Raw genomic sequence first — 25,552 nt, forward strand, 5'->3', positions numbered from 1 at the left:
GCCCGGTTGCCGGCTCCCCATTGACTCGCTGGATGTCCCTCACTACTTTTCGATTATCGATTAGTGATTGGACCAACGATGGCCCGTCGGATCATCGCGGCACGCGCCGCCGTACTCGCCACGATCGCCGTCGCCGCATTGCTCGGCGGCACCCTCGCAGGCGCGCCTCCAGCCGCGGCCACGGGAGGCGCCACTTACCACGTGAGCACCTCCGGCTCCGACTCCAACCCGGGCACCTCGAGCTCCCCGTTCCGGAACCTCCAGCGATGCGCCGCTGTCATGACCGCCGGCGATACGTGCGAGATCGCATCCGGGACATATCGAGAGACCGTCACGCCGTCCGCCAACGGCACGGCGACGAACCGCATCACCTACACCGCCGCGCCGGGCGCGGCGGTCATCGTCGACGGCAGCGATCCGGTGGCCGGCTGGTCGCAGGTCACCGGGGCGCAGCTGACCGCGCTCAAGGCGAACGATCCCACCCTCGACGGGTCGGAGTTCGCCGCAGCGGCCGGAGCCGGTCGGATCCATCGTGCCGCCGTCACCGTCAACGGCGACCTCTCCGGACAGCAGGTGTTCGTCGACGGTGCGATGCAGCCCGAGGCGGCGTGGCCGCACCCGGGCAACAACCCGGCCGAGCCGGTGCTCGCCTCCGCGCAGTCCGGCACCCAGACCTCGCTCTCCGACCCGGCTCTCACCCAGCCGGCCGGCTGGTGGGTCGGCGCCCGCCTCACGTCGCACAACTGGTTCGTCAGCGAGACCGGCACCGTGACCGGCTCGGCGGTCGGTTCGGTGACCGCGAGCAGCCTGCCGGCATGCGTGGGTCTCAGTCCCAACCGGAAGAACCTCTACTCGCTGAGCGGCAAGCTCGCCCTGCTCGGCAAGGCGGGCGAGTGGCACCACCGCTCGGCCGACGGCCACCTCTACCTCTGGACCCCGGACGGGGCCGCCCCCTCGAGTCACACCGTCGAGCTCAAGAAGCGCGACCTCGCCTTCGACCTCTCCGGTCGCTCGTACACGACCGTGCTCGGGATCGGCATCAAGGGCGCCACCGTCCGGACCTCATCGTCAACCCACCACGTGGTGCTCGACGGGATCACCGCTCGCCACGTCTCGGCTTACAGCGACCTCACCATCGACCCGAACAAGGTCACGCCCAGCGACCCCTGCGACGTTCTCACCGCCGGCGAGGCCACGAGCGGCATCCAGCTGCGCGGCACGGCCAACGTGCTGCGCAACAGCACAATCGACTGGAGCGCCGGCAACGGCGTGATGGTGGCGGGCACCGGCAACACGGTGACCAACAACCGCATCACGAACGCCAACTACATGGGCAGCTACGCGGCGAGTGTCAATGTGCTCGGCAGTGACCACCTCATCAGCCACAACACGGCATGGGGCAGCGGGCGCAGCAACCTCAACATCGACAACAAGGTCTCCGGCACCACCGCGTCGGGCCATCTGATCCGGTACAACGATTTCGGCGACTACGGCAAGCTCGTCAACGACGTCGGCGCGATCTACGTTTGCTGCCGGGTGAACATGGCGAACACGATCATCGACCACAACCTGCTGCACGACGCGGCCCCGGGCGTGGCCGAGGACGGGCCGGCGCCCGGCGTATACCTCGACCTCGAGACCCACAACGCCACGGTCGCCGACAACGTCGCCTGGAACCGCACCACCTACGGCGTCGTGCTGATCAACCCGAACGGGGGCACGACCTCGGGTAACAAGATCTACGGCAACACGAGCGGCACCGACCCCAAGGCGGTCAGCCTGTTCGGCGGCACCTACTCCACCTCCGAGGTGAAGAACAACATCGGCACGGTCGACACCGCGACAGGGGTCACGGTGACCGGCAACCTGCCGAACTCGACCAACCCGCAGTTCACGAACGCCGCCGGGCTCGACTTCACGGTCGGCTCCGGCTCCCCGGCCCGCAGCGCCGGTGCGGTGCTGCCGCCCTGGACGGACAACTCGACCGACGCGACCCCCACGATCGGCGCCTACCAGTACGGTGCGACGAAGTGGGCCGGCGGGGCGCGCTCCGCCGGCGCGGCCATCCAGGCGGAGTCAGCCGTATCCGGCTCCGGCACGAACACCCGCTCCGGCGGGACCGGCACGGTCGTCGGCAGTTTCGACGGCGGCGACCGGCTGCGCTACGCGAACGTCGCCTTCGGCAACGGGCGCACCATGTTCGCGGCGACCCTCGCGACCGAGACGCAGTACGCCAACCAGCGCTTCGAGATCCGCATCGACTCGGCCACCGGCCCCGTCATCGGCACCGCGACGGTCTCGGCGACCGGCGGCTTCGACCGCTTCGTGCCCCAGTACACGCCGATCGTCCCGACCAGCGGCACCCACGACGTGTACCTCATCGCCCTCGGCGCCGGGCCGGGTGTCGGCGACATCGACACGATCGCCTTCACGCGCACCACGGCGAAGCTGGAGGCGGAGCAAGCGGACGCCGGTTCCGGCACGAGCGTGATCGCGGGTGGGACCGGGACGTCCGTCGGGAGCTTCGACGGCGGTGACAGCCTGTCCTTCCGTTCGGTCGACTTCGGAATGGGACGCACATCGTTCTCCGCCTCGCTGGGTGTCGATCCCGCCTATGCGGGCCAGACCTTCGAGGTCCGGATCGACAGCGCGACCGGTCCGGCGATTGGTACGGTCACGACGACCTCGACCGGTGGATGGACGCGGTTCGCGACCCAGAGCATCGCCATCGCGAGCAGTAGCGGTGTGCACGATGTGTTCCTGGTCGCGACCGGCGGTGCGGGCGTCGCCAACATCGACTGGGTGGCGTTGGAGTAGCTCCGGCCGCTGGGCACGTTCGTCGCCACTCGCCGCGATCGGAGAATCCGACCTGTCCAGGTGGAGCATCCGGATGAGCGGTCACACAGCCCCGGCCCTCCCGGTCCCCGCGCCACTCGATGATCCGCTCTTACGTTGAGGGACTACCCGAGCCTGGTCATCGATCCCACGGCTGACATCGTGGAAGCGGGGGTGGGAGCACTCGCGGGCAGCGGTTGCTCGGTCCAGATGCACTTGCCCTCGGCGGTGTAGCGCGTGCCCCAGCGCTGCGACAGGGCCGCGACCAGCTGGAGTCCGCGTCCCCCCTCGTCGGTCTCGGACGCGCGGCGGATGCGGGGAGTGGTGAGGCTTCTGTCGTGGACCTCGCAGATGAGCGACCGGCTCCGCAGCAGGCGGAGCACGATCGGCCCCTTCGCGTGGCGGACCACGTTCCCGATCAGCTCGCTGGCCAGGAGTTCGGTGGTCATCGTCAGGTCGTCCAGGCCCCAGGTCGACAGCTGCTCGCGGACGTGCTGCCGTGCCACGCCGGCGGCTCTGGGGTCCTCGGGCAGGCACCACGAGCTCATGTCGCGGCGGTCGAACGATTTGACGCGCGTGATGAGCAGGGCAGCGTCGTCGGCGGTCTGCAGGTCGGCGGGGAGCAGGGCGCCGGTGACGGAGTCGCACAGGAGTTCCAGCTCCGCGTCACAGGTGTAGCAGGTGATCCGCCTCAAGGAGGTCGTGAGGCTCGCGGCAAGCTGGGCCATGCCGCTGTCCAGGTCACAGGTGGGGGACTCGACCAGGCCATCGGTGTACAGCACGAGGAGGGCGTCGTCGGGCAGTTGTACGTCGAGGGTCTCGAAGGGGGGTTCGGCGGCGCCGAGCGGCGGGTTGGCCGGGATGTCCGGGAAGAAGGTGGTGCCGTCCGGGCGGACGATGGCGGGGGACGGGTGCCCGGCGCCGGCGAGGGTGCAGATGCGGGTGCTGGGATCGTAGAGGGCGTACAGGCAGGTGGCGTACGAGTCGTCCCCCAGGTTGCTGACGAGCTCGTTGAGGTTGTAGAGGATCTCCTCGGGCGGAAGCTCGAGGGCGGCGAGGGTGTGCACGGCGGTGCGCAGGCGTCCCATGGTCACGGCCTCGGGCATGCCGTGGCCCATCACGTCGCCGATGACGAGCGCCACCCTGTCGGAGGACAGGGGGATGATGTCGTACCAGTCGCCGCCGACCTCCATCTCCTTCCCGGCGGGCATGTAGCGGGCCGCGGCGGTGACGGCGGGCAGAGAGGGAAGCTCGTGGGGAAGCAGCTCACGCTGTAGTTCCTGGGCGTGGGCGTGCTCCGCCTCGTACAGCCTGGCACGTTCCAGGGCATGGGCCATCAGGCTGCCGACCGCGTTGAGCAGGGTGGACTCATCTTCGGTGAAACGGCGCGGCCGGCTGAAGCCCAGGACGCAGCAACCGACCCGGTGGTCGGGGGCGAGCAGGGGAAGGAAGGCCCATGCCCGCTTCCCGCTCACGGCGAGGAGGTCGGCCATGTCCGGGAACACGCGGAGATACTCCTCCGGCGAGCAGATGAAGACCGGGGCACGGCTTTCGAGCGCCTGGACGATGGGAGGGATGGTCGCCGGGTCTTTCGACTGCACCGAGTCGATGCACGCCTGGGAGTATCCCACCGAGCCGATGGATCGAAGGCGATTGTTCTCGATCCCGTAGATGATCAGACCGGTCGCGACGAACAGCGACGACAGCCGGTCGGCGGTGACGTTCATGACGTCGCGCAGGGTCAGTGCCGAGGCGAGCGCGCTGGTCAGCTCGCCGATGCGGGCGGCACGTTCCGCCGCCGCGCGCGCGTCGGCGGCCTGCTCGGCCTCCCATGCCCGCTTCTCGGTGACATCGCTGATGAACATCGTCATGCCCTCGGGCACCGGAACCAGCCGCACGTGGTAACAGCGGTTGTTGGCGGGCCACCGGACGTCGAACTCGGCCGGCAGCCCCTCGTCGGTGGCCTGCCGGAAGCGGCTCTCCAGATCGGGTGTCGTGACCGTGGGCAGCTCCCACAGGACGCGCCCGAGCGGCTTCTGCCCGGAGCCGATGAGCCGTTCGGCTTCCAAGTTGAGGAAGGTGATCTTTCCGTCGTCGTTCATGGCGATGAAGCCGTCGCTCATGTGCCAGAGGACCCGGCCGACACGGTCGAGGGCGAAACGGGCTTCCGTGGTGTCCCACAACGTGCCGATCATGTAGGCCGGCTCACCGCTCTCGTCGAGCAGCAATCGGCTCCGCACCTGCACCCAGCGGATCTTTCCGTCGGTGTGGCAGATGCGGTGCTCGGCGCTGAACATGCTCTTGGAGCGGATGGCCTCGTCCAGCGCGGCCAGCACCCATGGCAGGTCCTCGGGGTGAACCATCTTGGTCCAGGTCTCGATCTGCCCGTCGAAGGTGTCCGGGTGGACGCCGAAGATCTCGCAGAGCGCGTCGCTCCAGGTGAGGTCGCCCGTGCGGATGTCCCAGTCCCATGTGCCGACCATGACCGTGTTGAGCGCCTGCTGGAGTTGGGCGCCCGAGAGCGTGGGGCTCACACCGCGGGCGGCGGCGGACGGTGGCGGGGAGACTCCGCGCAGGCGGTTCGCCGCCCAGCGGGCTGCCATCCGAAGGGACGCCTGTTGGTCCGGTGAAGGCTCGCCGGGGGCGGCGGTCAGGACGGAGAGCGTGCCGAGTGGGCCGTCGGGGCCGGGCAGCGGGACGGCCGCCATTCCGGCGACGCCTAGAGAGGTCCGGGACTGTGGCTCGGAGCCGGGAGCCGGATACGCGGCCGGCTTCGGAGAGGACCACGCGAAAGCGCCGCCGCGGGCCGCGCGGGCGGGTGCGCCGGGTTCGTCCCGCTTGACGTTCTCCCACGCCTGGGTGAAGGTCCGGGGCAGGCCGGTGGTGACCACCAGGCGGAGCGCGTGGTCGCCGGAGGGGTCGCTCAGGTGCGCCATGCCGCCCAGCCCGCCGAGTTCGGCGACCGCATGGTGGAGCGCGGCCCGCAGCGCCTCGGTCGCCGTCAGGCCGTCGTCCATGCTCTCAAGCGCCCGCAGCTTTTCCACTGCCGAACGCTTCGAGAGTCCCTGTATGCCCAGAGTGTATTTGTCCACATGCATGTTTGATGATCGCCCAGGTGGGCTGGCAGGAGATCTAGGAACCCGGAACGTACTAATCGTATTCGGGCAAATATCGCATTTGTGGCAAATTTTGGCCAGTGAACTGCCGGGAGGCCGCCTGTGGTTGTACGTGGAGTCCGGCTTCGGCGAGATCGGGACTTCGCCGAAGCTCCACCGGAGGCTCGACGGGAGCATGCCGCCACTTGGGGTGGGGATCGGCGCCGACGCGGGTGTGGGCGGAGCGGCGTCGAGGGCCTTCGGGGCCGAGGTGCGGGCACTCCTGCCTCGTATCATCTGACCGATCAGGTAGGGGAAGGCGCCAGGCACATGCGCCGGTAAGAAGCGCAGCCGGCGGGTCTCGGAGCGGATGCCGAGCAGGGCATGGGCGATGGCCACGGTGAGCAGTTCGGCGTCGGTCAGTCGCGGTGGGCGGCCGATACGGGCGGGGCGGCCCGCGGCAGCGAGCCAGTCATCGATCCTGACGTACAGTGCGGTCAGAAGGGTGTTGAGGTCGTTCGTCACACATCGATCCTCGACATCCTTCGCCGTTTTCGTTCTGGCGTCAGGGACAGGTTCATCTGTCGTAAGGCGCAGCCCGGGTCGGCGACGCCCGTCCCACCGCCGACGCGTCCCACGGGCGGGCTCACCAGCCGATACGGATCTCCACACTCGTTCTGACCATTGGGACTTACTCGTCTAGGCGGCGGTCGCCTGCTCCGGCAGGCGGGCGCCCAGCAGGGCCAGGCAGTTGACCCACATGGTGTCGAGGCGCTGGGTGTCGTTGTACAGCTTCGCGAAGAGCACCTGGCCTTCGAGCTGCGCGACCACGGCCCGGGCGGCCGCGGTGCCGTCGGCCACGGTGGCCTCGCCGCGCTCGCGCGCCTCCTCGACGACGGCCCGCACCATCTCGACCTGGGCGTCGAAGACCTCCTGCAGGCGGGCGCGGATCGGCTCGGTCCGGTTGCTCAGCTCCAGCGTGAGGTTGCCGAACATGCAGCCTGAGACGGTGCCGCACGACTGCTTCTCGGCGCGCTGCTCGGCCTCGGTCGCCTCGAACAGCCGGCGCAGCCGCTCCAGGGGGGCGCCGTCGCCGCCGAGGATCGCCCTCCAGTTGCCGCGCTCCTCGGCCCACTCCTCGTCGATGACGGCCAGGACCAGCGCTTCCTTGGACTCGAAGAAGTAATAGAAGCTGCCTTTCGGGACCCCGGCGGCCTTGCAGATCTCCGCCACCCCGAGCGCGGAGTACCCGTTCAGCTCGATCAGCCGCTGCGCGGTGGTGAGGATCTTTTCCCTGGCGTCACTGGTCCGTCCCATATGACAAGTGTACGACCGGTCGTCTATGTTTTCCACTAGACCGGTCGTCTATAAACGGAGGGTAATCATGAGTCACCCGATGCCTGTGATCCTGGAGCGATGGAAGGCCGCGTTCGACGGCCACCGGCCGGACGCGATGGCCGAGCTGTTCACCGAGGACGCGCTGTTCCTGGGCTTCCTCCCGGAGCCGGCGGCCGGCCGGGAGGCCGTACGCGCCTACTACGCGGCCGTCCCGCCCGGCCGCACGGCCGAGGCGAGGATCCTGCACACGTACACGCTCGGGGAGGCGGCGGCGGGCGGCTTCGCCGCCGTGACGTTCCGTGGTGGAGAAGAAGGCGATGTGCCGGTGAACCTCTCCCTGATCCTGGTGCGCGACGGTGACACGTGGCGCATCCGGCACTACCACGTCTCGCGCGTCCTCGATCGATAGCCGGCGCGCCCTCGGAGGCCCGGTTCCGTGGCCGGGCCTTCGCCGCCCCCCAGGTTTGACGAATACTAGACCGGTCGTCTACATTGAAGTAGTAGACCAGTCGGCTAGTAAGGAGTCATCGTATGAGCACGCAGGGACAGAAGGTCGCGATCGTCACCGGGGCCTCCCAGGGCATCGGCGCGGGTCTGGTCGCGGGGTACCGCCGGCTGGGCTACGCCGTCGTCGCGACGTCGCGCTTCATCGCGCAGCCCGACGACCCGGAGATCATCGCCATCCGGGGCGACATCGCCGACCCCGACACCGCCGACAAGGTCGTCGACGCCGCGGTCGGGAAGTTCGGCCGTATCGACACCGTGGTCAACAACGCCGGGATCTTCATCGCCAAGCCGTTCGCCGACTACACCGACGACGACTTCGCGGTCTACCTCGGTGTGAACCTCGCCGGGTTCTTCCAGGTCACCCGGCGGGCCGTCCCGCACCTGCTGGCCCACGGCGGCGGCCACATCGTCAGCATCACCACCAGCCTGGTCGACCACGCCAACTCCAACGTGCCCTCGGCGCTCGCGTCGCTCACCAAGGGCGGCCTGCAGTCGGCCACGAAGTCGCTCGCGGTCGAGTACGCCGGTCGCGGCCTGCGGGTCAACGCGGTGTCGCCGGGCATCATCCGGACCCCGATGCACGCGCCGGAGACGCACGAGGCCCTGGCCTCCCTGCACCCGGTCGGCCGCATGGGCGAGATCTCCGACATCGTCGACGCCGTGGTCTACCTGGAGAACGCGCCGTTCGTGACGGGCGAGATCCTGCACGTCGACGGTGGCCAGAGCGCCGGTCACTGACCTTTTCCGGCGAGACCCCGGCTTCCGGCGAGACCCCGGCGCGGGCCAGGGCCTCTCCAGGGCGGCCGTTCCGGGACCGCGGCCCGGGGTGCGGCTTTGGGGCGGCGGCGCGCGGGGGCGGCGTGCCCGTCAGCCGCGGGCGGCCCGCTCGTGGTGACGGATCACCTCTTCGATGACGAAACGCAGGAACTTCTTGGCGAACTCCGGATCGAGCTTCGCCTGCGTGGCGAGCGCCTGGAGCCGTTCGATCTGCGCCGCCTCCCTCACGGGATCGGCCGGGGGGAGCCGGTGGGCGGCCTTCAGCTCACCCACCTGCCTGGTGCACTTGAAGCGCTCCGCGAGTAAGTGGACCAGCGCCGCGTCGATGTTGTCGATGCTGTCCCGAAGATCTCGAAGGTGGGCGAGGGGCGGGTCGATGCGTTGCCCGTCGTCCTCAAGAGACTGGTCGTCCATTCGCTTCTCGCCTCCGCTCGGGTCGGTGGTGGAGTCCGTCGTCCCGCCTCGACGGGCGTCGGCCGGGCCTGGACCTCCCCGGCGGGTGTGGCCGCGTCGGCCGGGCCGGAACCCTCCCGGCGGGCACGACCACGGTGGCCGGGCCAACCGGGCGACCGGTGAAGATTACACCCGCGGGCGAGGTGGGAGCGCGACCCGAGCCCGTGGCGTCCGCCGGGCCGCGGGCCGCCGGACCGTGTCCGGAGGCCCGGCGGGGACTACCGCGCCCAGGCCTCGCGGCCGGTGGTCACACCGGCGCCGGTGCGCAGTGACTCCTCGATCGCCAGGCCGATCAGGTGGTCCTGGCAGCCGTCGGCCAGGGAGTAGGGCTCCGGGGCCTCCCCCCGGCACCAGGAGATCATCCGGCACAGGAGCGAGACGACGGCCAGATCGTCCTCGGAGAAGTGCGCGCCCCGATGATCGTTGCGGTAGACCACGCGCCCGTCGAAGCTGATGTGGTCCAGCTCGCGGCCCTCCAGGTTCAGGTCGATCCCGGTCTGGCGCCGCATGAGCCGCGACTCCACCGGGGTCCTCGGGTCGGCCAGGCGCACCACGCTGTCGTCCACGATCTCTCCCAGCGACCCCCGGACGACGACGCGCCGGGCGCGCAACGGGTTCCACCACTGGTTGTCGGTGAAGTCGTAGAGCCCCATCCCCTCGGCGAACTCCAGGGTGGCGATCGTGGTGGCCGCCTCCTTCGGCGTGGAGTCACCCGTCCAGCCGTCCCTGGACAGCGGGTCGGCCAGCGGGGCGGTGAACGAGCGCGCCGTCACCGTGGTCTCCCCGAAACCGGCCCCGAGCAGGTGCCGGATCAGGGACACGGCGTGGTACAGGTGCGTCGAGGAGATCTGCGCGGAGGTCACCTGCCCGATGATCCCCTCGCGGACGAGCGCGAGCCTCGCGGCGTGCCCCGGCATGTACGAGTACTGCTCGGCGACCTGCACCAGGCCGCTGGATCCGACGGCCGACCACAGGTCGCGCAGCCCCTCCAGGTCCGCCGCAGGGGGCGTCTCCGCCAGCACCGGCACGCCGAACCCCACCAGTTCCTTCGTCACCTCGGGGGTGACCGGCCACGGCACCGAGGGAATGACGAACTCGGGACGTCCGGCCGCGAGCATCTCCCCGACGGAGCGGAACGTCGGCACGCCCCAGGCGGCCTCGACCTCGGCGCCGCGCTCCCGCGACCTGGTCACCACGCCGGACACCGACAACCGCTCGGGCAGCTGCCTGGCCAGGCGCACGAAGAACTCCGAACGCCACCCGCTGCCGACCAGGCCGAAACGTCCTGCTGACTGTGAGGTCATCACACTTCCTTCAAAGGGGGGCGTTGTCAGCCCGCCGGGTGGCGGTCGCGGCGGGTGCGGAGCTTGTGGCGGTTGCCGCAGCGGTCCATCGAGCACCACCGCCGGGCCCCGGGGCGGGAGGTGTCGAGGAAGAGCAGGTAGCAGCGCTCGCCCCCGCACATCCTGATCCTGTCGAGGGCCGGTCCGCCGAACACCTCGATGGCGTCGCGGGCCACCGCGGAGAGGAACTGCGCCCCGGTGACGGGGAAGGCCCAGCCGCGCTCCAGGGCGGGGCCGATGACCGGGACGGGCGGCGGCGCGGCGGCGGCCTCGTTCAGCGTGGCGAGATCGTCCCCGGAGAAGGCGCGCGAGCCCGTGGCGGCGGTCGCGGCGAGCCGCTGGACGGCGGCGCGCAGGCGGAGGGCGGCGGCGAAGTCGCCGGGGGAGACCCGGACGAGGTCTCCGAGCCCCGCCCTGGAGTGCGGGATCCAGGCGGCGAGGTCGCCGGGCGTGTGGAGCCGCTCCCATTTCGAGAGCTCTCCCTCGCCTCCGGTGACGAGAAGCTCCAGGCACAGCGTGCCGGCGTCGAACCTGAAGCGCTGCCCGTCGAGCGGGGTGAGCTCCATACCGGTTGCCAGGGTCATGGATCGAGTGTAACACTTGACACCGGTTAAACCAGTGTCAACGAGAGGGAGCGCGACGATGAGCCTCGAGCGTGAGCTGATCGAACTGTCCGAGCGGGCCTGGGAGGCCAACAGGAACGGCGACGCGGAGTTCTACGACCGTTTCCTCACCGAGGCGCCGCTGAGCGTTTCGCAGTGGGGGATCGTGGACGACCGGGAGGCGATCCTGAAGGGGTTCGCCGAGAACCGCAACCCGTACACGCGCACGGACCTGAGCGACCACCGGGTGACCGTGCTGAACGACGGCGGCGCGACCCACACCGCCACCGTGGAGATCGACGTGCTCGTCAACGGCACGGACAAGCAGACCATGAGGATCTTCGCCACCACCGTGCTGACCCGCCGCGACGGCGAGTGGAAGGCCGCCCTGTTCCAGATCACCCCGGCGCCCGCCGGGTGAGGCCCGCCCCGGTCAGGTGATCATCGGGGTGACGCGGCTCCGCGAGCGGTTTCCGGTGGCGTGCCGCTTCGGATGGCACCTGTGTGGTGAATGGCAGTTATCCGAAATGAGGACATCCACCGAGGTGGATGTCTGGAGCGATGTGGGCGATCAGCCCACATCGCTCCAGATTCACCACGCGAGCAGCGGGAGCGCAGGGAAGGTGTGGTCCTGCCACAGCAGCCGCGAGGTCTCCTCCGGGTAGGCGGCGACCGTCGACGGCGTGTCGAAGAGCCGTGCGAGGCGGCGGCCGGCGTCGTACGGGGGCCAGCCCGGGTCGCCGTGCGCGGCGAACGCCGTCCACGCCCCGCGGATCCGCGCGGACAGCTCCTCCGCCACCGGGGAGGGCGGGTCTCCGATCAGCATGGCGGGCCGTCCGCTGCCCAGGTTGCCGAAGACGAGCGGCACGTCGAGGCCGTGGCAGGCGCCGAGGGCGCCGTCCAGTCCCGGGGCGGGCCAGGTCAGCTCGTAGAGGTGGGCCCGGCCGCCACCGGCGATCTGCGCGTCGGCGAGGTGGAGGCTCGGCATGCGGAACAACCAGTCGGCGTTGACCAGCTCGTACAGCTCCTCGTCGGACGCGGCCGGGAACGCCCGCCGGTACCGGCGCGCGCCGTCAGGGCCGGGGGCGAGCATGCGCAGGGCGGTCTCGGCCTGCTCGGGCGTGACCTGGCCGAGCACGCCGTCGATCAGGCTGAACAACCGGTGCTCGTCACGAGTGTGCCCGACGAGAAGCCCGACGTCCCGGGCGGCGCCGCCGGCCAGCGCCTGCCAGGGGGTCGCCGGCAGGACGTCACCGTCGACGACCGGCGCGAACGGGATCGGCCGGTGGGTGATCTGCCCCCAGCGCTCCCGCCACCGGACAGTCTTGGCGAAGACCGCGTCGCCCGCGGCGGGCAGCAGGTCCGGGGCCACCGCCGACAGGCCGGACACCGTGGGCTCCACCCCCAGCTCGGCGGCGCAGGCGGCGGCGATGTCGGCGGCCAGCTCGGGGGAGAAGAACGTCCCCGGCACGCTCTGCGCGACCGCCCGGTGGAAGAGCCCGGCGGCGCGCGGCATGGCGAGCAGCGCGGCGACCGATCCGCCGCCCGCCGACTGGCCGAAGACCGTGACCCGGTCCGGATCTCCGCCGAACCCCCGGATGCTGTCGCGCACCCACCGCAGGGCCGCGACCTGGTCGAGCAGTCCCCGGTTGGCCGGGGCTCCGCCGATCTGCGCGAACCCCTCGACGCCGAGACGGTAGTTGAGGGTCACGACCACGGTTCCGCTCCCGGCCAGGTGCCCGGCGTCGTATTCCGGGAGGCTGGAGTCGCCCATGGCGTAACCGCCGCCGGGGATCCACACCATCACCGGGAGCCCCGCCTCCGGATCCGGTTCCGGTGTCCAGACGTTGAGCGTCAGCCAGTCGTCGCCGGCGGTGTCCCGGGACACCCCGAGCACGCCGGACTGCGGGGGCGGCGGGCCGTACGCGAGCGCCGGGCGCACACCGTCCCAGCCGCGCGCCGGCTGCGGCGCAGCGAAACGCAGGGGGCCGACCGGCGGCTCGGCGAACGGGACGCCGCGGAAGACCGCCAGGCCCGCCTCCCGGCCGCCGCGCAGGACGCCGGCCGCCGTGCGGACCTCCGGCTCGGACTCGGACGGCTTGCTGGACGCGGTGACGGCCATTTTCGCGGTTTCCTCTCCGTTCCGGTTCGGTCGAGCATCCCAGCACGTGCCGTCCGGGGGCAAAGCATTTAGGGCGAGGCCCGCGTGAACCTGAAAAACCGCGTTCAATTAATCTTGAACGCTTTCCGGAAACTGATCGGTGGGCAGGGCGGATTTCGTCGACTGCTCTTTCCTTGAGGTGAAAATCTCTGACTACCGCTTCACGGACTCCCGGTTGGTCGGATGCGTATTCAGTGGAAAGCTCGAGTCGATCATCTTCTCGGCCAGGCCGAATCGGGTGGAAGAAGACCTTGGAGAAAGTCGAATGAATTCAGGGACAATGATTTCTCTGGAGCAGATCTGAAGCACGTGAGTTTCAGGGGAGGGGTGGATCTGAATTTGCAACGCTTCCCTGTCGGGGGGAAGCGCTTCGTCGTCCAAAGCGGAGAGGCCGCCCTGTCACAAGCCTGGGCAGAGGTTCAGGGGTGGCCGGAGGATGAGTACAAGAGCCGTGCGGAGATAGTTCTGGAGGGAATGTTCGATCTCGTCCGGGGAGGTCAGAAGCAGCTTCTGGTCGAGAAGAAGCGCATATCGAGAAAGCTTTCCGAGGAGCGAGCGGACGGCTTGGCGAGTATTTTTCTCAGATTCGCGCAATAGGAGGATCGAGGCCGCGGGTCCCGGTGCGGCCTCCCGCTTCGGTGTGGTGCTTGATCTGCGGTAAGTCGCCTTCCCGAGACTCTCGTCAGCATGATCATTGCGCGCATGCCGTACCTCGGTCGTGTGATGAGGGCGTTACTGTCCGGATCGCCGCTGTACGCCCGCAGCGCCTCGGGCTGTCACCCTCCGAAAGACTGTTTGCAGTGTTATAGTCGAACTCAAACAGTTGGAGGTTGTGTCATGTTCATTCCTCTGTCTCCCGCGTTGCGGGATCACCCCGATCACCCCGATCACGCCGCGCAGGGCAGGCTCCGTCGCCTGATCCTGACGATCGCCGGCCCGCTGCTCCTCCTGGTCGTACCGATGACCCTGGTAACCCTGTACGGCGAGTTCCTTCCCGACCGCGTGTACATCCAGAACTGGGGCATCGACACCAAGCGCACGGCCACCTGGCAGGACTGGACCTCGCAGCCCCTCTGGGGGATGGTGATGTGGTTCGAAGTGCTGGCCGTCACCTCGTTCCTGTCCTACTGGCGCTTACCTCGGGTCCAGCGGGCTCTGGTGATGTTCAGCTGCTACATCGGCGTGGCCGTTCCGCTGGTCGGCGCGCTGTGGCTGCTGAGGCTGGCCGACACCCCGGACGCCGCGGCCCGGCCTGCCTGGCACCTGGCCGTGGAGATCGCCGCCACCGTGGGGGCGCTCGCCCTGGGCTGGGTGGCGGCGGGTCCGATGCCGTCGGCGCCCGTGGTCGCCGCCGCGCCGCCGCCGAACGCACCCACCATGGAGCTCGGCCCGGTGCAGCGTGCCATGTTCGTGACCTCCGCCTGGTCGGCGCGCAGGCTGCTGTTCGCCGCGGTGCTGGCCGCGGTCACCGTGTGGGCCGTCTCCACCGCCACCGGCGCGTGGCAGGGCGCGGTGCTGCTGACACTATGGACGTTCTTCGAGGCGGCGCAGGCGCGCACCCGCCTGCAGATCGACGGCTCGGGGGTCACGGTGGAGCTTCCCTGGCTGCCCACCGTGCGCCGGACGCTGCCGTACGAGATGGTGCGATTCGCCACGGTCAGGAGTGAGGCTCCCCCCGGGCGGTACAGGCTGGACGACGGGAAGGCGGGCTGGGGCGTGGTCGGCGGGAAGGGGCCGGTGCTCGCTCTGTCGCTCAGTGACGACCGGTGGTTCGTCTACTCCACGCGCGAAGCGGAGACGGCGGCCGCGCTGGTCAACGGATGTCTGAGCAGAGAACGACAGGCGGGGACGGCGTAGTGCTGATCACGGTTGACCCCTCCTCGACACAGTCGCTCGCCGACCAGGTGGCGGGCTCCGTACGCGCGGCGCTGGCCAGCGGCATGGCCGCCCCCGGAGACCGGCTCCCCTCGGCGCGGAACGTGGCCGCCGCCCTCGGCATCAACCTGCACACCGTGCTGCGGGGTTATCAGCAGCTGCGCGACGAGGGGCTGGTCGAGCTACGCCGCGGCCGGGCGGCCGTCATCACCGGCACGGTCGACCAGTTCCGCCTCCGGCTCGCGGCGGCGGCCGAGGAGTTCGCCAGGGCCGCCCTGCACGCCGGGGCCTCCGAGGAGGAGGCGCTCGCCGCGGCACGGGAGGCACTGATCGCCATGCGAGATTGATCGGAGGGCGGGATCCGATCCGCGAGCCGTCGCCGTCGCCCCGCCGGTCACCTACCGGGGTCCGGCCTCGAATCCGTCCGGCTCGGTGCGGAATCGCCCATCCGGGTGGTTCCCCGGAGCCCAGCCGGGCGTGTGCGACCGGTTCCCGGTCAGCAGGAACATCGCGGCCAGCTCGCCGGCCAGCCGGGCGGCGTCCCGGGAGCCGTCGACCTCCAGGACCGGCAGGCCCAGTCCGAGGGCCTGGCGCCGTACCTCCTCGTCCCAGAGTTCGTCACGGGCCAGCCGCTTCGCCAGCGCGCTGACGTGATCGCTGTTTCCCCAGTTGGCCCGTGCCCGGGCGGGGTCGGCGAACCGGGTGCCCAGCGCGTGGCCGCGGAACCCGGGTGTGGGCAGCAGGAACACGGCCTGCCCACGCCACGCCAGCAACGGCGCGACGTGCGCGGGCAGGGTGCGGAAGTCGTCGACGAGCACGGGACGGTCGGCGGGCAAGGTGAGCAGGTCTTCGACGACGAATCCGAACGTCTCGCCGTGCAGGCTGGGCATGGACCGGAAGGACTCCTCGGGTGTGCGGTCCGCCCATCTGCGTTCCAGGGGCGTTCGCGACAACGCCCACAGGCGGGGCTGTCGCTGCGGAGTGCATCGCCGGACGTAGCGGCGTTCGGCCAGATCGCCGTCATACACGAGGACATCGTGCCGTTCGGCCAGGATCCGGGCGAGCGTGCTCTTGCCGGCGCCGGTGCCCCCGGCGATCCAGCGGACATGCGCCAGCCGATGAACACGATCGGCGGAGTCGTGTTCGTCCAGGGAGGTCATACCTGGCAGTCTCACGAAATCGAGCGGACACGAACAGTCTTGTTCTTGGATCCCGCCCAGGTGAAGATCGAAGGAGAGGGCCGAGATGATCGCGGAGGGAGCGGGGGTGCGGTCCCGAGGATCTGGCCGGCCCCCGGGGTTCTGGCGATCTTTCGCCGAGGCCACCGGTTAGGAGCCCCTCCGCAGGCCGGGCACGGCCCATGTGGCGGGCGCGCGCCGGACGATCTCCGACCGCACGCAAGGCGCCGCCGCCCTCCGCGGCGGCGCCTTCTCCCGATCGCCCCGGCGGCCACCGCGCGGGGTTCGGCGGGACCGTGGATTGACGCAACCAGTCGATTGCTATAAGTTGAGTAGCAACCAACTGGTTGCTACAAGGAGGCGGACATGACATTCCCCGACCGGATCGAGCGCACGGTCCAGCTGGCCCACCCGCCGGAGCGGGTCTGGGCGGCGCTGACCACCGCCGAGGGCCTGGGCACCTGGTTCGGGCACCGCGCCGAGGTCGACCTGCGCGTCGGTGGCCAGGCCAAGCTCAGCTGGGACAGCGGCGACACCGCCACCCTCACCATCGAGCGCCTCGAGCCGCCGCGCGTCTTCGGCTACACCTGGCCGGTCGCCGGCCTTCCCGACGGCGATCCGCGACGCACCTACGTGGAGTTCAGGCTGGAGCCCGCCGGCGCCGGCACCACGCTGACCATGGTCGAGAGCGGGTTCGCGCAGCTGGCGGACGCCGAAGCCCACAAGGCGGCCTACTCGGGCAACACCGGGGGCTGGACGAACGAGCTGGGTGAGCTGGTCGCGTACCTCGACGGACATGCCTGACCTGGAGGCGGTGGCGCAGGAGGTCTTCACCGCTCTGGCCGATCCGAGCCGGCGGGGGATCCTCGCCGCGCTCGCGGCCGGGGGGCCGGCCACCGCGACGGATCTGGCCGCCCGGCTGCCGATCACCCGGCAGGCCATCGCCAAGCATCTCGCCCTGCTGGCCGAGGCGGGGCTGGTGGTGGCCGAGCCGGGGGAGCGGCGCCGGGTCCGTTACCGGGTGGACTCCGCGCCGATGAAGGTGGCACAGCAGTTCCTGGCCGTGCTCGCCCGCGACTGGGACGGTCCGCTGGCCGCCCTGCGGGACCGCTTGGAGTAAGGGCCGGATCCCGTCCGGCCGCCGCAAGGCCGGACGGGAGCCGGCCCGGGGTCGTCCGGGGCTCGCGTAGGGGAGGCGTCAAGCCTCGGGGCCGGGGCGTATGGGACCCGTCAAGACGCGCAGTAAGGGGGAAAAACGGCGGTTTGCTTACGTATGCCCCGCCCGTCGGGTGGTGGCGAGTGAACCCCGGATTCGAGGAGTGGGGATGGCAGACGTCATCTTCGTCGCCCTGACGGTCACGGTTTTCGTGATCCTCGGGCTGGTCGTCAGGGCGGTGGAACGGTTGTGAGCGCCGTCAACGCCGTCGGCCTGGTGGTGGTCGCCGGTCTGGTGATCTTCATGGTCGCGGCACTGCTCTTCCCGGAGCGTTTCTGATGAGGGAGCGCTTCTAATGTCCTCGACCATGGCCGGGATCCTGTTCATCGGATCCCTCGTCGTCGCCCTCGCGCTGGTCCACCGGCCGCTGGGCGACTACATGTACCGCGTCTACACCGGTACGAAGCACCTCGCCGTCGAGCGGGTGATCTACCGGCTCGTCGGTGTCCAGCCGGACGCCGAGCAGAGGTGGGGCGTCTACGCCCGCGCCCTGCTGGCGTTCTCGGCGATCTCCATCCTGTTCCTCTACGGGCTGCAGCGGCTGCAGGACAGGCTGTTCCTGTCGCTGGGCTTCGCCCCGGTGCCCGACCACGTCGCCTGGAACACCGCCGTCAGCTTCGTCACCAACACCAACTGGCAGGCGTACTCGGGCGAGTCGACCATGGGCCACCTGGTGCAGATGTCCGGCCTGGCGGTGCAGAACTTCGTGTCCGCCGCGGTGGGCATGGCGGTGGCGATCGCGCTGGTCCGCGGATTCGCCCGCAGGAAGACCGAGGAGCTCGGCAACTTCTGGGTGGACCTGGTCCGCGGCACCGTCCGTATCCTGCTGCCGCTCGCCGTCGTCGGCGCGGTCGTGCTGCTGGCGGGCGGCCTGATCCAGAACTTCGCCTCCCCGCACGAGGTGACCACCCTGACCGGCGGCACCCAGGCGATCACCGGCGGCCCGGTGGCCAGCCAGGAGATCATCAAGGAGCTGGGCAACAACGGCGGCGGGTTCTACAACACGAACTCGGCCCACCCGTTCGAGAACGCCACCGCCTGGACCAACTGGGTCGAGATCTTCGCGATCTTCCTGATCCCGTTCGCGCTGCCCCGCACGTTCGGCCGCATGGTCGGCGACACCCGGCAGGGCTACGCGATCGTCGCGATCATGGGAACCCTGGCGCTGGCGAGCGTCGCGCTGCTGACCGGGCTGGAGATCGCCCACGGCGGCACGGTCCCGCAGGCGGTCGGCGCGGCGATGGAGGGCAAGGACGTACGCTTCGGCGTGCCCAACTCCGGCACCTTCGCCGCCGCCACCACGCTCACCTCCACCGGGGCGGTCAACTCCTTCCACGACTCGTTCACCGCGCTCGGCGGCATGCTCACGATGTTCAACATGATGCTCGGCGAGGTCGCCCCCGGCGGCGCGGGCGCGGGCCTGTACGGCATGCTCGTCCTCGCCGTGATCACGGTCTTCGTGGCCGGGCTCATGGTCGGCCGCACGCCCGAATACCTGGGCAAGCGGATCGGCTCGCGCGAGATCAAGTTCGCCGCGATGTACTTCCTGGTCACGCCGCTGCTCGTGCTGATCGGCACGGCGCTGGCGATGGGCTCGGCCGAGCAGCGGGCGAGCATGCTCAACAGCGGCCCGCACGGCTTCTCCGAGGTGCTGTACGCCTTCACCAGCGCGTCCAACAACAACGGCTCCGCGTTCGGCGGCATCACCGTCAACACGCCGTGGTACGACGTGGCGCTCGGCCTGTGCATGGCCTTCGGCCGGTTCCTGCCGATCGTCTTCGTCCTCGCCCTGGCCGGATCCCTGGCCAGGCAGGCCCCGGTGCCCGTCTCAGCGGGCACGCTGCCCACGCACCGCCCGCAGTTCGTCGGCATGGTCGTCGGCGTGACGGTGATCCTCGTCGCGCTGACCTTCCTGCCCGCCCTGGCGCTCGGCCCGCTCGCGGAAGGAATCCAGTGATGCCCACCCAGACGCTCGAGGCGCCGGGCCGTCCCCCCGCCCCCAAGGACGGGAAGAAGGACGGGAAGGTGGGCGGCGGCCTGCTCGACCCCCGGCAGTTGCTCACCTCGCTGCCCGAGGCGGTCAGGAAGCTCAACCCGGCCACGCTCTGGCGCAACCCGGTGATGCTGATCGTCGAGATCGGCGCGGCTTTCACCACGGTGCTCGCCGTGCTCACCCCGTCGTTCTTCGCCTGGGCCACCGTGGTGTGGCTCTGGCTGACGGTGATCTTCGCCAACCTGGCCGAGGCCGTCGCCGAGGGGCGCGGCAAGGCCCAGGCGGCCACGCTGCGCGCCGCCAAGCGCGACACCACGGCGCGGCGGCTGCGCGGGCGCGACTCCACCGAGTGGGACGTCGTCGGAGCCCCCGAACTGCTGCGCGGCGACTTCGTCGTCGTGGAGGCCGGTGAGATCATCCCCGGTGACGGCGACGTGGTCGAGGGCATCGCCTCGGTGGACGAGTCGGCCATCACCGGCGAGTCCGCCCCGGTCATCCGCGAGTCGGGCGGCGACAGGTCGGCGGTGACCGGCGGCACCAAGGTGCTGAGCGACCGGATCGTCGTCGAGATCACTCAGAGGCCCGGCGAGAGCTTCATCGACCGGATGATCGCCCTGGTCGAGGGCGCCGACCGGCAGAAGACGCCCAACGAGATCGCCCTCAACATCCTGCTGGCCGCTCTGACGATCATCTTCCTGGTCGCCACCGCGACCATGCAGCCGCTGGCGATCTACGCCAAGGCCCAGAACCCCGGCGTGCCGGACTCGCTCGCCCTCACCGGGGACGGCGTCACCGGCGTCGTGCTGGTCGCGCTGCTGGTCTGCCTCATCCCGACCACCATCGGGGCGCTGCTGTCGGCGATCGGCATCGCGGGCATGGACCGCCTCGTCCAGCGCAACGTCCTCGCGATGAGCGGCCGCGCGGTCGAGGCCGCCGGCGACGTCAACACCCTGTTGCTGGACAAGACCGGCACCATCACGCTGGGCAACCGGCAGGCGTCGGAGTTCCTCGCCGCCCCCGGCGTCTCCGCCGACGAGCTGGCGACGGCCGCGCAGCTGGCCAGCCTCGCCGACGAGACCCCCGAGGGCCGCTCCATCGTGGTCTACGCCAAGCAGGCGTACGGCCTCAGAGAGCGCGAGCCCGGCGAGCTCGCCCACGCCGAGTGGATCGGGTTCACCGCGCAGACCCGGATGAGCGGCGTCGACCTCGACGGCCGCCAGGTCCGCAAGGGAGCCGCCACCGCGGTGATGAAGTGGGTGCGCGAGCACGGCGGCCACCCCACCGAGGGGGTGGGGAGCATCGTCGACGCCGTCTCCGGCTCCGGCGGCACCCCGCTGGTCGTCGGCGAGGTCGTCGAAGGAAAGGCGCGCGTCCTGGGCGTCGTCCACCTCAAGGACGTCGTCAAGCAGGGCATGCGCGAGCGCTTCGACGAGATGCGCAGGATGGGCATCCGCACCGTCATGATCACGGGCGACAACCCGCTGACGGCGAAGGCCATCGCCGACGAGGCGGGCGTGGACGACTTCCTCGCCGAGGCCACGCCCGAGGACAAGCTCGCCCTGATCAAATCGGAGCAGGAGGGCGGCAGGCTGGTCGCGATGACCGGTGACGGCACCAACGACGCGCCCGCGCTCGCGCAGGCCGACGTCGGGGTGGCGATGAACACCGGCACCTCGGCCGCCAAGGAGGCCGGCAACATGGTCGACCTCGACTCCAACCCGACCAAGCTCATCGAGATCGTCGAGATCGGCAAGCAGCTGCTCATCACCCGCGGCGCGCTGACGACCTTCTCCATCGCGAACGACGTCGCCAAGTATTTCGCGATCATTCCCGCGATGTTCGCGGCGGTCTACCCGGGCCTGGACGCGCTGAACGTGATGCGCCTGTCCAGCCCGCAGTCGGCGATCCTGTCCGCGGTCGTCTTCAACGCGGTCGTCATCGTCGCGCTGATCCCGCTCGCCCTGCGCGGCGTGCGCTACCGCCCCTCCAGCGCCTCGAAACTGCTCAGCCGCAACCTCTACGTCTACGGTCTGGGCGGCATCGTCGTGCCCTTCGTCGGCATCAAGCTGATCGACCTTCTCATCCAGTTCCTTCCGGGGATGTCGTAATGGAACGCCTGCCCAGCTGGGTCCGCCAGCATCTCGCCGCGCTTCGCGCGCTGCTCGTCCTCACCCTGGTCACCGGGGCCCTCTACCCGCTGGTGGTCACCGGCGTCGCCCAGGCCGTGTTCGACGGCGGCGCCAACGGCTCCCTCGTCCAGAAGGACGGGAAGGACGTGGGCAGCGCGATCGTCGGCCAGAGCTTCACCGACGCCGACGGCAGGCCGGTCGGCAGGTACTTCCAGAGCCGGCCGTCGGCGGCCGGTGACGGCTACGACATGCTCTCCACCGCCGCGAGCAACCTCGGGCCCGAGGACGTCGTGGACATACCGGGATCCGAGGGCAGGCAGAGCCTGCTCACCCAGGTCTGCGCCCGCTCCAGGGCGGTCGGAGAACTGGAGGGGGTGAGCGGCGCCCGGCCGTACTGCACGCCCGACGGGGTCGGCGCCGTGCTGAAGGTCTTCCCCGCCGTCGGCACCCCGACCCGGGCCGTCAGCGTCAACCAGGCCTGCCCCGCGACCCCGTTCGTCGCCGAGTACCGCGGCGTGAAGGTCGAGTGCGGCAGGCCGGGTGAGGACTACGCGGCCGGGCGCACCGTCCCGGTCCGGGGCACGGCCAGGGCCGTGGTGCCCGCCGACGCGGTCACCGCCAGCGGTTCCGGCCTCGACCCGGACATCTCCGTCGCGTACGCCGACCTCCAGGCGGCGCGCGTCGCCAGGGAGCGCGGCATGCCCGTGGAGAGGGTGAGGCGGCTGATCGCGGCGAACACCACCGGCCGCTCCCTCGGCTTCATGGGAGAACCGGCGGTGAACGTCCTCGAACTCAACCTGGCCCTCGACCGATGAACGGGGGGCGAGGGCGGCTGCGCGTCTATCTCGGAGCCGCGCCGGGTGTCGGCAAGACGTACATGATGCTCTGCGAGGGCCGCCGCCGTCTCGCGCGAGGCACCGACGTCGTCGTGGCGCTCGTCGAGACCCACGGCCGCCCTCGCACCGCGGAACTCGTCGACGGCATGGAGGTCGTCCCGCGCGCGAGCATGGTCCACCGGGGGAGCGTGTTCACCGAGCTCGACGTGGACGCCGTCATCGCCAGAAGACCCAAGGTCGCCCTGGTCGACGAGCTGGCCCACACCAACGTGCCGGGCTCGCGCAACGCCAAGCGCTGGCAGGACATCGAGGAGATCCTCGACGCGGGCATCGACGTCGTCTCCACCGTCAACATCCAGCACCTGGAGTCGCTCAACGACGTGGTCGAGGAGATCACCGGGGTGCTCCAGCGCGAGACGGTGCCCGACGAGGTGGTGCGCCGCGCCGACCAGGTGGAGCTGGTGGACATGGCCCCGGAGGCGCTGCGGCGGCGGATGGCCCACGGCAACGTGTACGCGCCGGAGAAGGTCGACGCGGCCCTGTCGAACTACTTCAGGGTCGGTAACCTGACCGCGCTGCGCGAGCTGGCGCTGCTGTGGGTGGCGGGCAAGGTCGACGACCAGCTCGACCGCTACCGCGCCGAGCACGGCATCGCCGGCACCTGGGAGGCGCGCGAGCGCGTCGTGGTCGCGCTGACCGGCGGCCCGGAGGGTGACACGCTGGTGCGGCGGGCCGCCAGGATCGCGGGCAGGAGCAAGGGGGCCGACCTGCTGGCCGTGCACGTCACGCGCGCCGACGGCCTGGCCGGCGCCGATCCGGCGAGCACGGCCCGCCAGCGCACGCTGGTGGAGGACATGGGCGGCACCTACCACCAGGTCGTCGGCGACGACGTCCCGACCGCCCTGCTCGACTTCGCGCGCGGCGTCAACGCCACCCAGCTGGTGCTGGGGGCCTCCCGGCGAGGCCGGTTCGCCCAGATCCTCTCCCGGGGGGTCGGGGTGACCACGACCGCGCGGTCCGGCTCCATCGACGTCCACATGATCACTCACGACAGGGTGAGCCGGGGGCGCGGCCGCGCCCCGTCGCGGGCCGCGCTCACCCGCACCCGCCGGGTGGCGGGCTGGGTCCTCGCGATCCTCGGGCTGCCGCTGCTGACCCTGGCGCTGCATCCCTTCCGCGGCGACGTGAACCTGCCGAGCAACATACTGCTCTTCCTGCTCATGGTGGTCGTGGTCGCCCTGGCCGGCGGCATGTGGCCGGCCGTCACCGCCGCGGTGCTCGGCTTCCTGCTGCTCAACTACTTCTTCACCGCGCCGGTCGACCGCTTCACCATCGCCGCCCCGGAGAACCTGTTCGCGCTGAGCGTCTACGTGCTGGTGGCCGTCATGGTGAGCGCGGTCGTGGACGTCGCCGCCCGCCGTACCCGGGAGGCGGCCCGCGCCCGAGCCGACGCGGAGGTCCTCTCCACCCTGGCCGGGCACGTGCTCCGCGGCGAGCACGCGCTCGCCTCGCTGCTCGCCCGGCTGCGGGAGACCTTCGGGCTCGCCTCGGTCACCCTGCTGGAACGCACCGGCGAGCCGGGTCCCGACGACCAGTCCGACCCCGAGGCGTGGCGGATCGTGGCCACCGCCGGTGACGCGCCCTGCACCTGCCCGGGGGGCGCGGACACCGACGTGGCCATCGACGAGCGGCTCGTCCTGGCCATCCGGGGCAGGCTGCTGGAGGCCTCCGACCGGCGGGTGCTGGAGGCGTTCGCCGCCGAGGCGGCGGTGGCGCTGCGCCAGGACCGGCTGGCGGCGGAGGCGGAGCGGGCCAGGCCGCTGGCCGAGGCCGACAGGATGCGCACCGCGCTGCTCGCCGCGGTCAGCCACGACCTGCGCACCCCGCTCGCCTCGGCCAGGGCGGCCGTGGAGAGCCTGCGCAACACCGGCATCGACTGGTCGCCGCAGGACAGGGAGGAACTGCTCGCCACGGCCGACGAGTCCCTGCTTAAGCTGGACCGCCTGGTGGCCAACCTGCTCGACATGAGCCGCCTGCAGGCCGGGGTGCTCGGGCTGAGGCTGGAGCCGACCGCGCTCGAGGAGATCGTGCCGCGCGCCGTCGACGACCTCGGCCCCCTGTCGTCGCGGATCGAGACGGACCTCTCCGCCGAGCTGCCCGAGGTCGTCGCCGACCAGGCGCTGCTGGAACGGATCCTGGTCAACCTGATGTCCAACGCCGTCCGCTACAGCCCCGAGGACCGGAAGGTCCTCGTCATGGCCGGCGAGTACGGCGACCACGTGGAGATCCGCGTCGTCGACCGCGGCACGGGCATCCCGCCCGACGCCTACGACCGGGTCTTCATGCCCTTCCAGCGGCTCGGCGACCGCGACAACCACACCGGCGTCGGCCTGGGCCTCGCGCTCTCCCGGGGGCTCGCCGAGGCGATGGCCGGCACCCTGCTACCGGACGAGACACCAGGGGGTGGACTCACCATGATCCTGACACTTCCCGTTTCCTCCCGCGCGCGGGCGCGCGGCCAGGCCGATGCGGCGGAACGACCGTGACCCGCGTCCTCGTCGTCGACGACGAGCCCCAGCTCCTGCGCGCCCTGCGCATCAACCTCGCCGCGCGCCACTACGACGTGGCCGTGGCCCCCGACGGCGGCGGGGCCCTGCGGCAGGCCGCCGACTGGCACCCCGACCTGGTCGTGCTCGACCTCGGCCTGCCCGACCTCGACGGGATCGAGGTCATCCACGGCCTGCGCGGCTGGACCACCGTCCCGATCATCGTGCTCTCCGGCCGTACCGGAGGGTCCGACAAGGTCGACGCGCTGGACGCCGGAGCCGACGACTACGTCACCAAGCCGTTCGGCATCGACGAGCTCCTCGCCCGCATCCGGGCCGTCTCCCGGCGCAGCGCGTTGCACGACGCGGAACTCGCCCAGATCCGCGTCGGCGACCGCGTCGTGGACCTGGTCGACAAGACCGTCTCCGGCGGCGTACGGCTGACGCCCACCGAGTGGCACCTGCTGGAGATCCTGGTCCGCAACCCCGGCAAGCTCATCACCCAGCGGCGGCTGCTGACGGAGGTCTGGGGTTCCAAGTACCTCAAGGAGACCCACTACCTGCGCCAGTACATGGCCCAGATGCGCAAGAAGCTGGAACGGGACCCGGCCCGCCCGGTTCACCTGCTCACCGAGCCCGGCATGGGATACCGCTTCCAGCCCTGACCG

22 protein-coding genes are annotated in these 25,552 nt (G+C 70.6%); 15 read left to right on the forward strand and 7 right to left on the reverse strand.

What is annotated here, in order from left to right:
* The first annotated feature begins 78 nt into the window (after window positions 1-78).
* Complete coding sequence (locus AB0F88_RS34425; protein WP_362693957.1) at window positions 79-2,817, forward strand: carbohydrate-binding protein; 2,739 nt, start codon at window positions 79-81, stop codon at window positions 2,815-2,817.
* Window positions 2,818-2,960: 143 nt separating this feature from the next.
* Here the strand turns inward: AB0F88_RS34425 and AB0F88_RS34430 are convergent, their stop codons facing one another.
* Both AB0F88_RS34430 and AB0F88_RS34435 read right to left on the reverse strand, forming a co-directional pair.
* Window positions 2,961-5,879: a SpoIIE family protein phosphatase gene (locus tag AB0F88_RS34430; RefSeq protein WP_362693960.1), complete on the reverse strand. Its 2,919-nt coding sequence runs from the start codon at window positions 5,877-5,879 to the stop codon at window positions 2,961-2,963.
* 750 nt (window positions 5,880-6,629) lie between these two features.
* Window positions 6,630-7,247: a TetR/AcrR family transcriptional regulator gene (locus AB0F88_RS34435; RefSeq protein WP_362693963.1), complete on the reverse strand. Its 618-nt coding sequence runs from the start codon at window positions 7,245-7,247 to the stop codon at window positions 6,630-6,632.
* A 67-nt stretch (window positions 7,248-7,314) separates the two neighbouring features.
* On the opposite strand from AB0F88_RS34435, the gene AB0F88_RS34440 reads away from it, so the two are divergent.
* Together AB0F88_RS34440 and AB0F88_RS34445 are read left to right on the forward strand one after the other, a co-directional pair.
* Window positions 7,315-7,677, forward strand: coding sequence for an SgcJ/EcaC family oxidoreductase (locus AB0F88_RS34440; RefSeq protein WP_362693966.1), 363 nt, complete (start codon window positions 7,315-7,317; stop codon window positions 7,675-7,677).
* Between the two features lie 122 nt (window positions 7,678-7,799).
* Complete coding sequence (locus AB0F88_RS34445; protein WP_362693969.1) at window positions 7,800-8,513, forward strand: SDR family oxidoreductase; 714 nt, start codon at window positions 7,800-7,802, stop codon at window positions 8,511-8,513.
* A 129-nt stretch (window positions 8,514-8,642) separates the two neighbouring features.
* Here the strand turns inward: AB0F88_RS34445 and AB0F88_RS34450 are convergent, their stop codons facing one another.
* The 3 genes from AB0F88_RS34450 to AB0F88_RS34460 form a co-directional block, all read right to left on the reverse strand.
* Window positions 8,643-8,966, reverse strand: coding sequence for a chorismate mutase (locus AB0F88_RS34450; protein WP_362693971.1), 324 nt, complete (start codon window positions 8,964-8,966; stop codon window positions 8,643-8,645).
* 257 nt (window positions 8,967-9,223) lie between these two features.
* Window positions 9,224-10,309 carry a Gfo/Idh/MocA family oxidoreductase gene (locus tag AB0F88_RS34455; protein ID WP_362693974.1) on the reverse strand — a complete coding sequence of 362 codons (1,086 nt, stop codon included), beginning with the start codon at window positions 10,307-10,309 and terminating at the stop codon, window positions 9,224-9,226.
* 26 nt (window positions 10,310-10,335) lie between these two features.
* The gene (locus AB0F88_RS34460; RefSeq protein ID WP_362693977.1) at window positions 10,336-10,932 is read right to left on the reverse strand and encodes a CGNR zinc finger domain-containing protein; all 597 of its coding nucleotides are present in this window, start codon (window positions 10,930-10,932) and stop codon (window positions 10,336-10,338) included.
* 58 nt (window positions 10,933-10,990) lie between these two features.
* On the opposite strand from AB0F88_RS34460, the gene AB0F88_RS34465 reads away from it, so the two are divergent.
* Window positions 10,991-11,371, forward strand: a complete 381-nt coding sequence (locus tag AB0F88_RS34465) for a nuclear transport factor 2 family protein (RefSeq protein ID WP_362693980.1) — start codon at window positions 10,991-10,993, stop codon at window positions 11,369-11,371.
* A 171-nt stretch (window positions 11,372-11,542) separates the two neighbouring features.
* On the opposite strand, the gene AB0F88_RS34470 is transcribed toward AB0F88_RS34465, so the two are convergent.
* Window positions 11,543-13,072: a carboxylesterase family protein gene (locus AB0F88_RS34470; RefSeq protein ID WP_362693983.1), complete on the reverse strand. Its 1,530-nt coding sequence runs from the start codon at window positions 13,070-13,072 to the stop codon at window positions 11,543-11,545.
* A gap of 222 nt (window positions 13,073-13,294) precedes the next feature.
* On the opposite strand from AB0F88_RS34470, the gene AB0F88_RS34475 reads away from it, so the two are divergent.
* The 3 genes from AB0F88_RS34475 to AB0F88_RS34485 all read left to right on the forward strand — a co-directional run bounded on the left by AB0F88_RS34475 (window position 13,295) and on the right by AB0F88_RS34485 (window position 15,333).
* Window positions 13,295-13,708 carry a hypothetical protein gene (locus tag AB0F88_RS34475; protein ID WP_362693986.1) on the forward strand — a complete coding sequence of 138 codons (414 nt, stop codon included), beginning with the start codon at window positions 13,295-13,297 and terminating at the stop codon, window positions 13,706-13,708.
* Window positions 13,709-13,948: 240 nt separating this feature from the next.
* Window positions 13,949-14,968, forward strand: coding sequence for a hypothetical protein (locus AB0F88_RS34480; protein WP_362693989.1), 1,020 nt, complete (start codon window positions 13,949-13,951; stop codon window positions 14,966-14,968).
* Window positions 14,968-15,333: a GntR family transcriptional regulator gene (locus tag AB0F88_RS34485; RefSeq protein ID WP_362693992.1), complete on the forward strand. Its 366-nt coding sequence runs from the start codon at window positions 14,968-14,970 to the stop codon at window positions 15,331-15,333. Before AB0F88_RS34480 ends, AB0F88_RS34485 begins: the two co-directional genes overlap by 1 nt.
* A 51-nt stretch (window positions 15,334-15,384) precedes the next feature.
* Here AB0F88_RS34485 and AB0F88_RS34490 read toward each other — a convergent pair whose 3' ends face one another.
* A complete protein-coding gene (locus AB0F88_RS34490) occupies window positions 15,385-16,146 on the reverse strand; it encodes a hypothetical protein (RefSeq protein ID WP_362693995.1) in 762 nt (253 codons plus the stop codon).
* Window positions 16,147-16,530: 384 nt separating this feature from the next.
* Here AB0F88_RS34490 and AB0F88_RS34495 point away from each other — a divergent pair, with 384 nt between their 5' ends.
* From AB0F88_RS34495 to AB0F88_RS34530, 8 genes are all read left to right on the forward strand, one after another.
* Window positions 16,531-16,968 carry an SRPBCC domain-containing protein gene (locus AB0F88_RS34495; protein WP_362693998.1) on the forward strand — a complete coding sequence of 146 codons (438 nt, stop codon included), beginning with the start codon at window positions 16,531-16,533 and terminating at the stop codon, window positions 16,966-16,968.
* Entirely contained in the window at window positions 16,961-17,284 is a 324-nt protein-coding gene (locus AB0F88_RS34500; protein WP_362694001.1) for a metalloregulator ArsR/SmtB family transcription factor, read from the forward strand. Before AB0F88_RS34495 ends, AB0F88_RS34500 begins: the two co-directional genes overlap by 8 nt.
* Window positions 17,285-17,569: 285 nt before the next feature.
* Window positions 17,570-17,659 (forward strand): K(+)-transporting ATPase subunit F, encoded by a 90-nt coding sequence (gene kdpF, locus AB0F88_RS34505; RefSeq protein WP_344745511.1) that lies wholly within the window; start codon window positions 17,570-17,572, stop codon window positions 17,657-17,659.
* A 16-nt stretch (window positions 17,660-17,675) separates the two neighbouring features.
* Complete coding sequence (gene kdpA, locus AB0F88_RS34510; RefSeq protein ID WP_362694006.1) at window positions 17,676-19,337, forward strand: potassium-transporting ATPase subunit KdpA; 1,662 nt, start codon at window positions 17,676-17,678, stop codon at window positions 19,335-19,337.
* Complete coding sequence (gene kdpB, locus AB0F88_RS34515; RefSeq protein ID WP_362694009.1) at window positions 19,337-21,481, forward strand: potassium-transporting ATPase subunit KdpB; 2,145 nt, start codon at window positions 19,337-19,339, stop codon at window positions 21,479-21,481. Before kdpA ends, kdpB begins: the two co-directional genes overlap by 1 nt.
* On the forward strand, window positions 21,481-22,317 hold the full coding sequence (locus tag AB0F88_RS34520) for a potassium-transporting ATPase subunit C (protein WP_362694012.1): 837 nt from the start codon (window positions 21,481-21,483) through the stop codon (window positions 22,315-22,317). The genes kdpB and AB0F88_RS34520 overlap by 1 nt, the downstream gene beginning before the upstream one ends.
* The gene (locus tag AB0F88_RS34525; protein ID WP_362694015.1) at window positions 22,314-24,884 is read left to right on the forward strand and encodes a DUF4118 domain-containing protein; all 2,571 of its coding nucleotides are present in this window, start codon (window positions 22,314-22,316) and stop codon (window positions 24,882-24,884) included. Before AB0F88_RS34520 ends, AB0F88_RS34525 begins: the two co-directional genes overlap by 4 nt.
* Window positions 24,881-25,549, forward strand: coding sequence for a response regulator (locus AB0F88_RS34530; RefSeq protein WP_362694018.1), 669 nt, complete (start codon window positions 24,881-24,883; stop codon window positions 25,547-25,549). Before AB0F88_RS34525 ends, AB0F88_RS34530 begins: the two co-directional genes overlap by 4 nt.
* The last annotated feature ends 3 nt before the right edge of the window (window positions 25,550-25,552 follow it).

The sequence above is a fragment of the Streptosporangium sp. NPDC023963 genome (genome assembly GCF_040639135.1).
In the GTDB taxonomy this organism is placed as follows: Bacteria; Actinomycetota; Actinomycetes; order Streptosporangiales; family Streptosporangiaceae; genus Streptosporangium.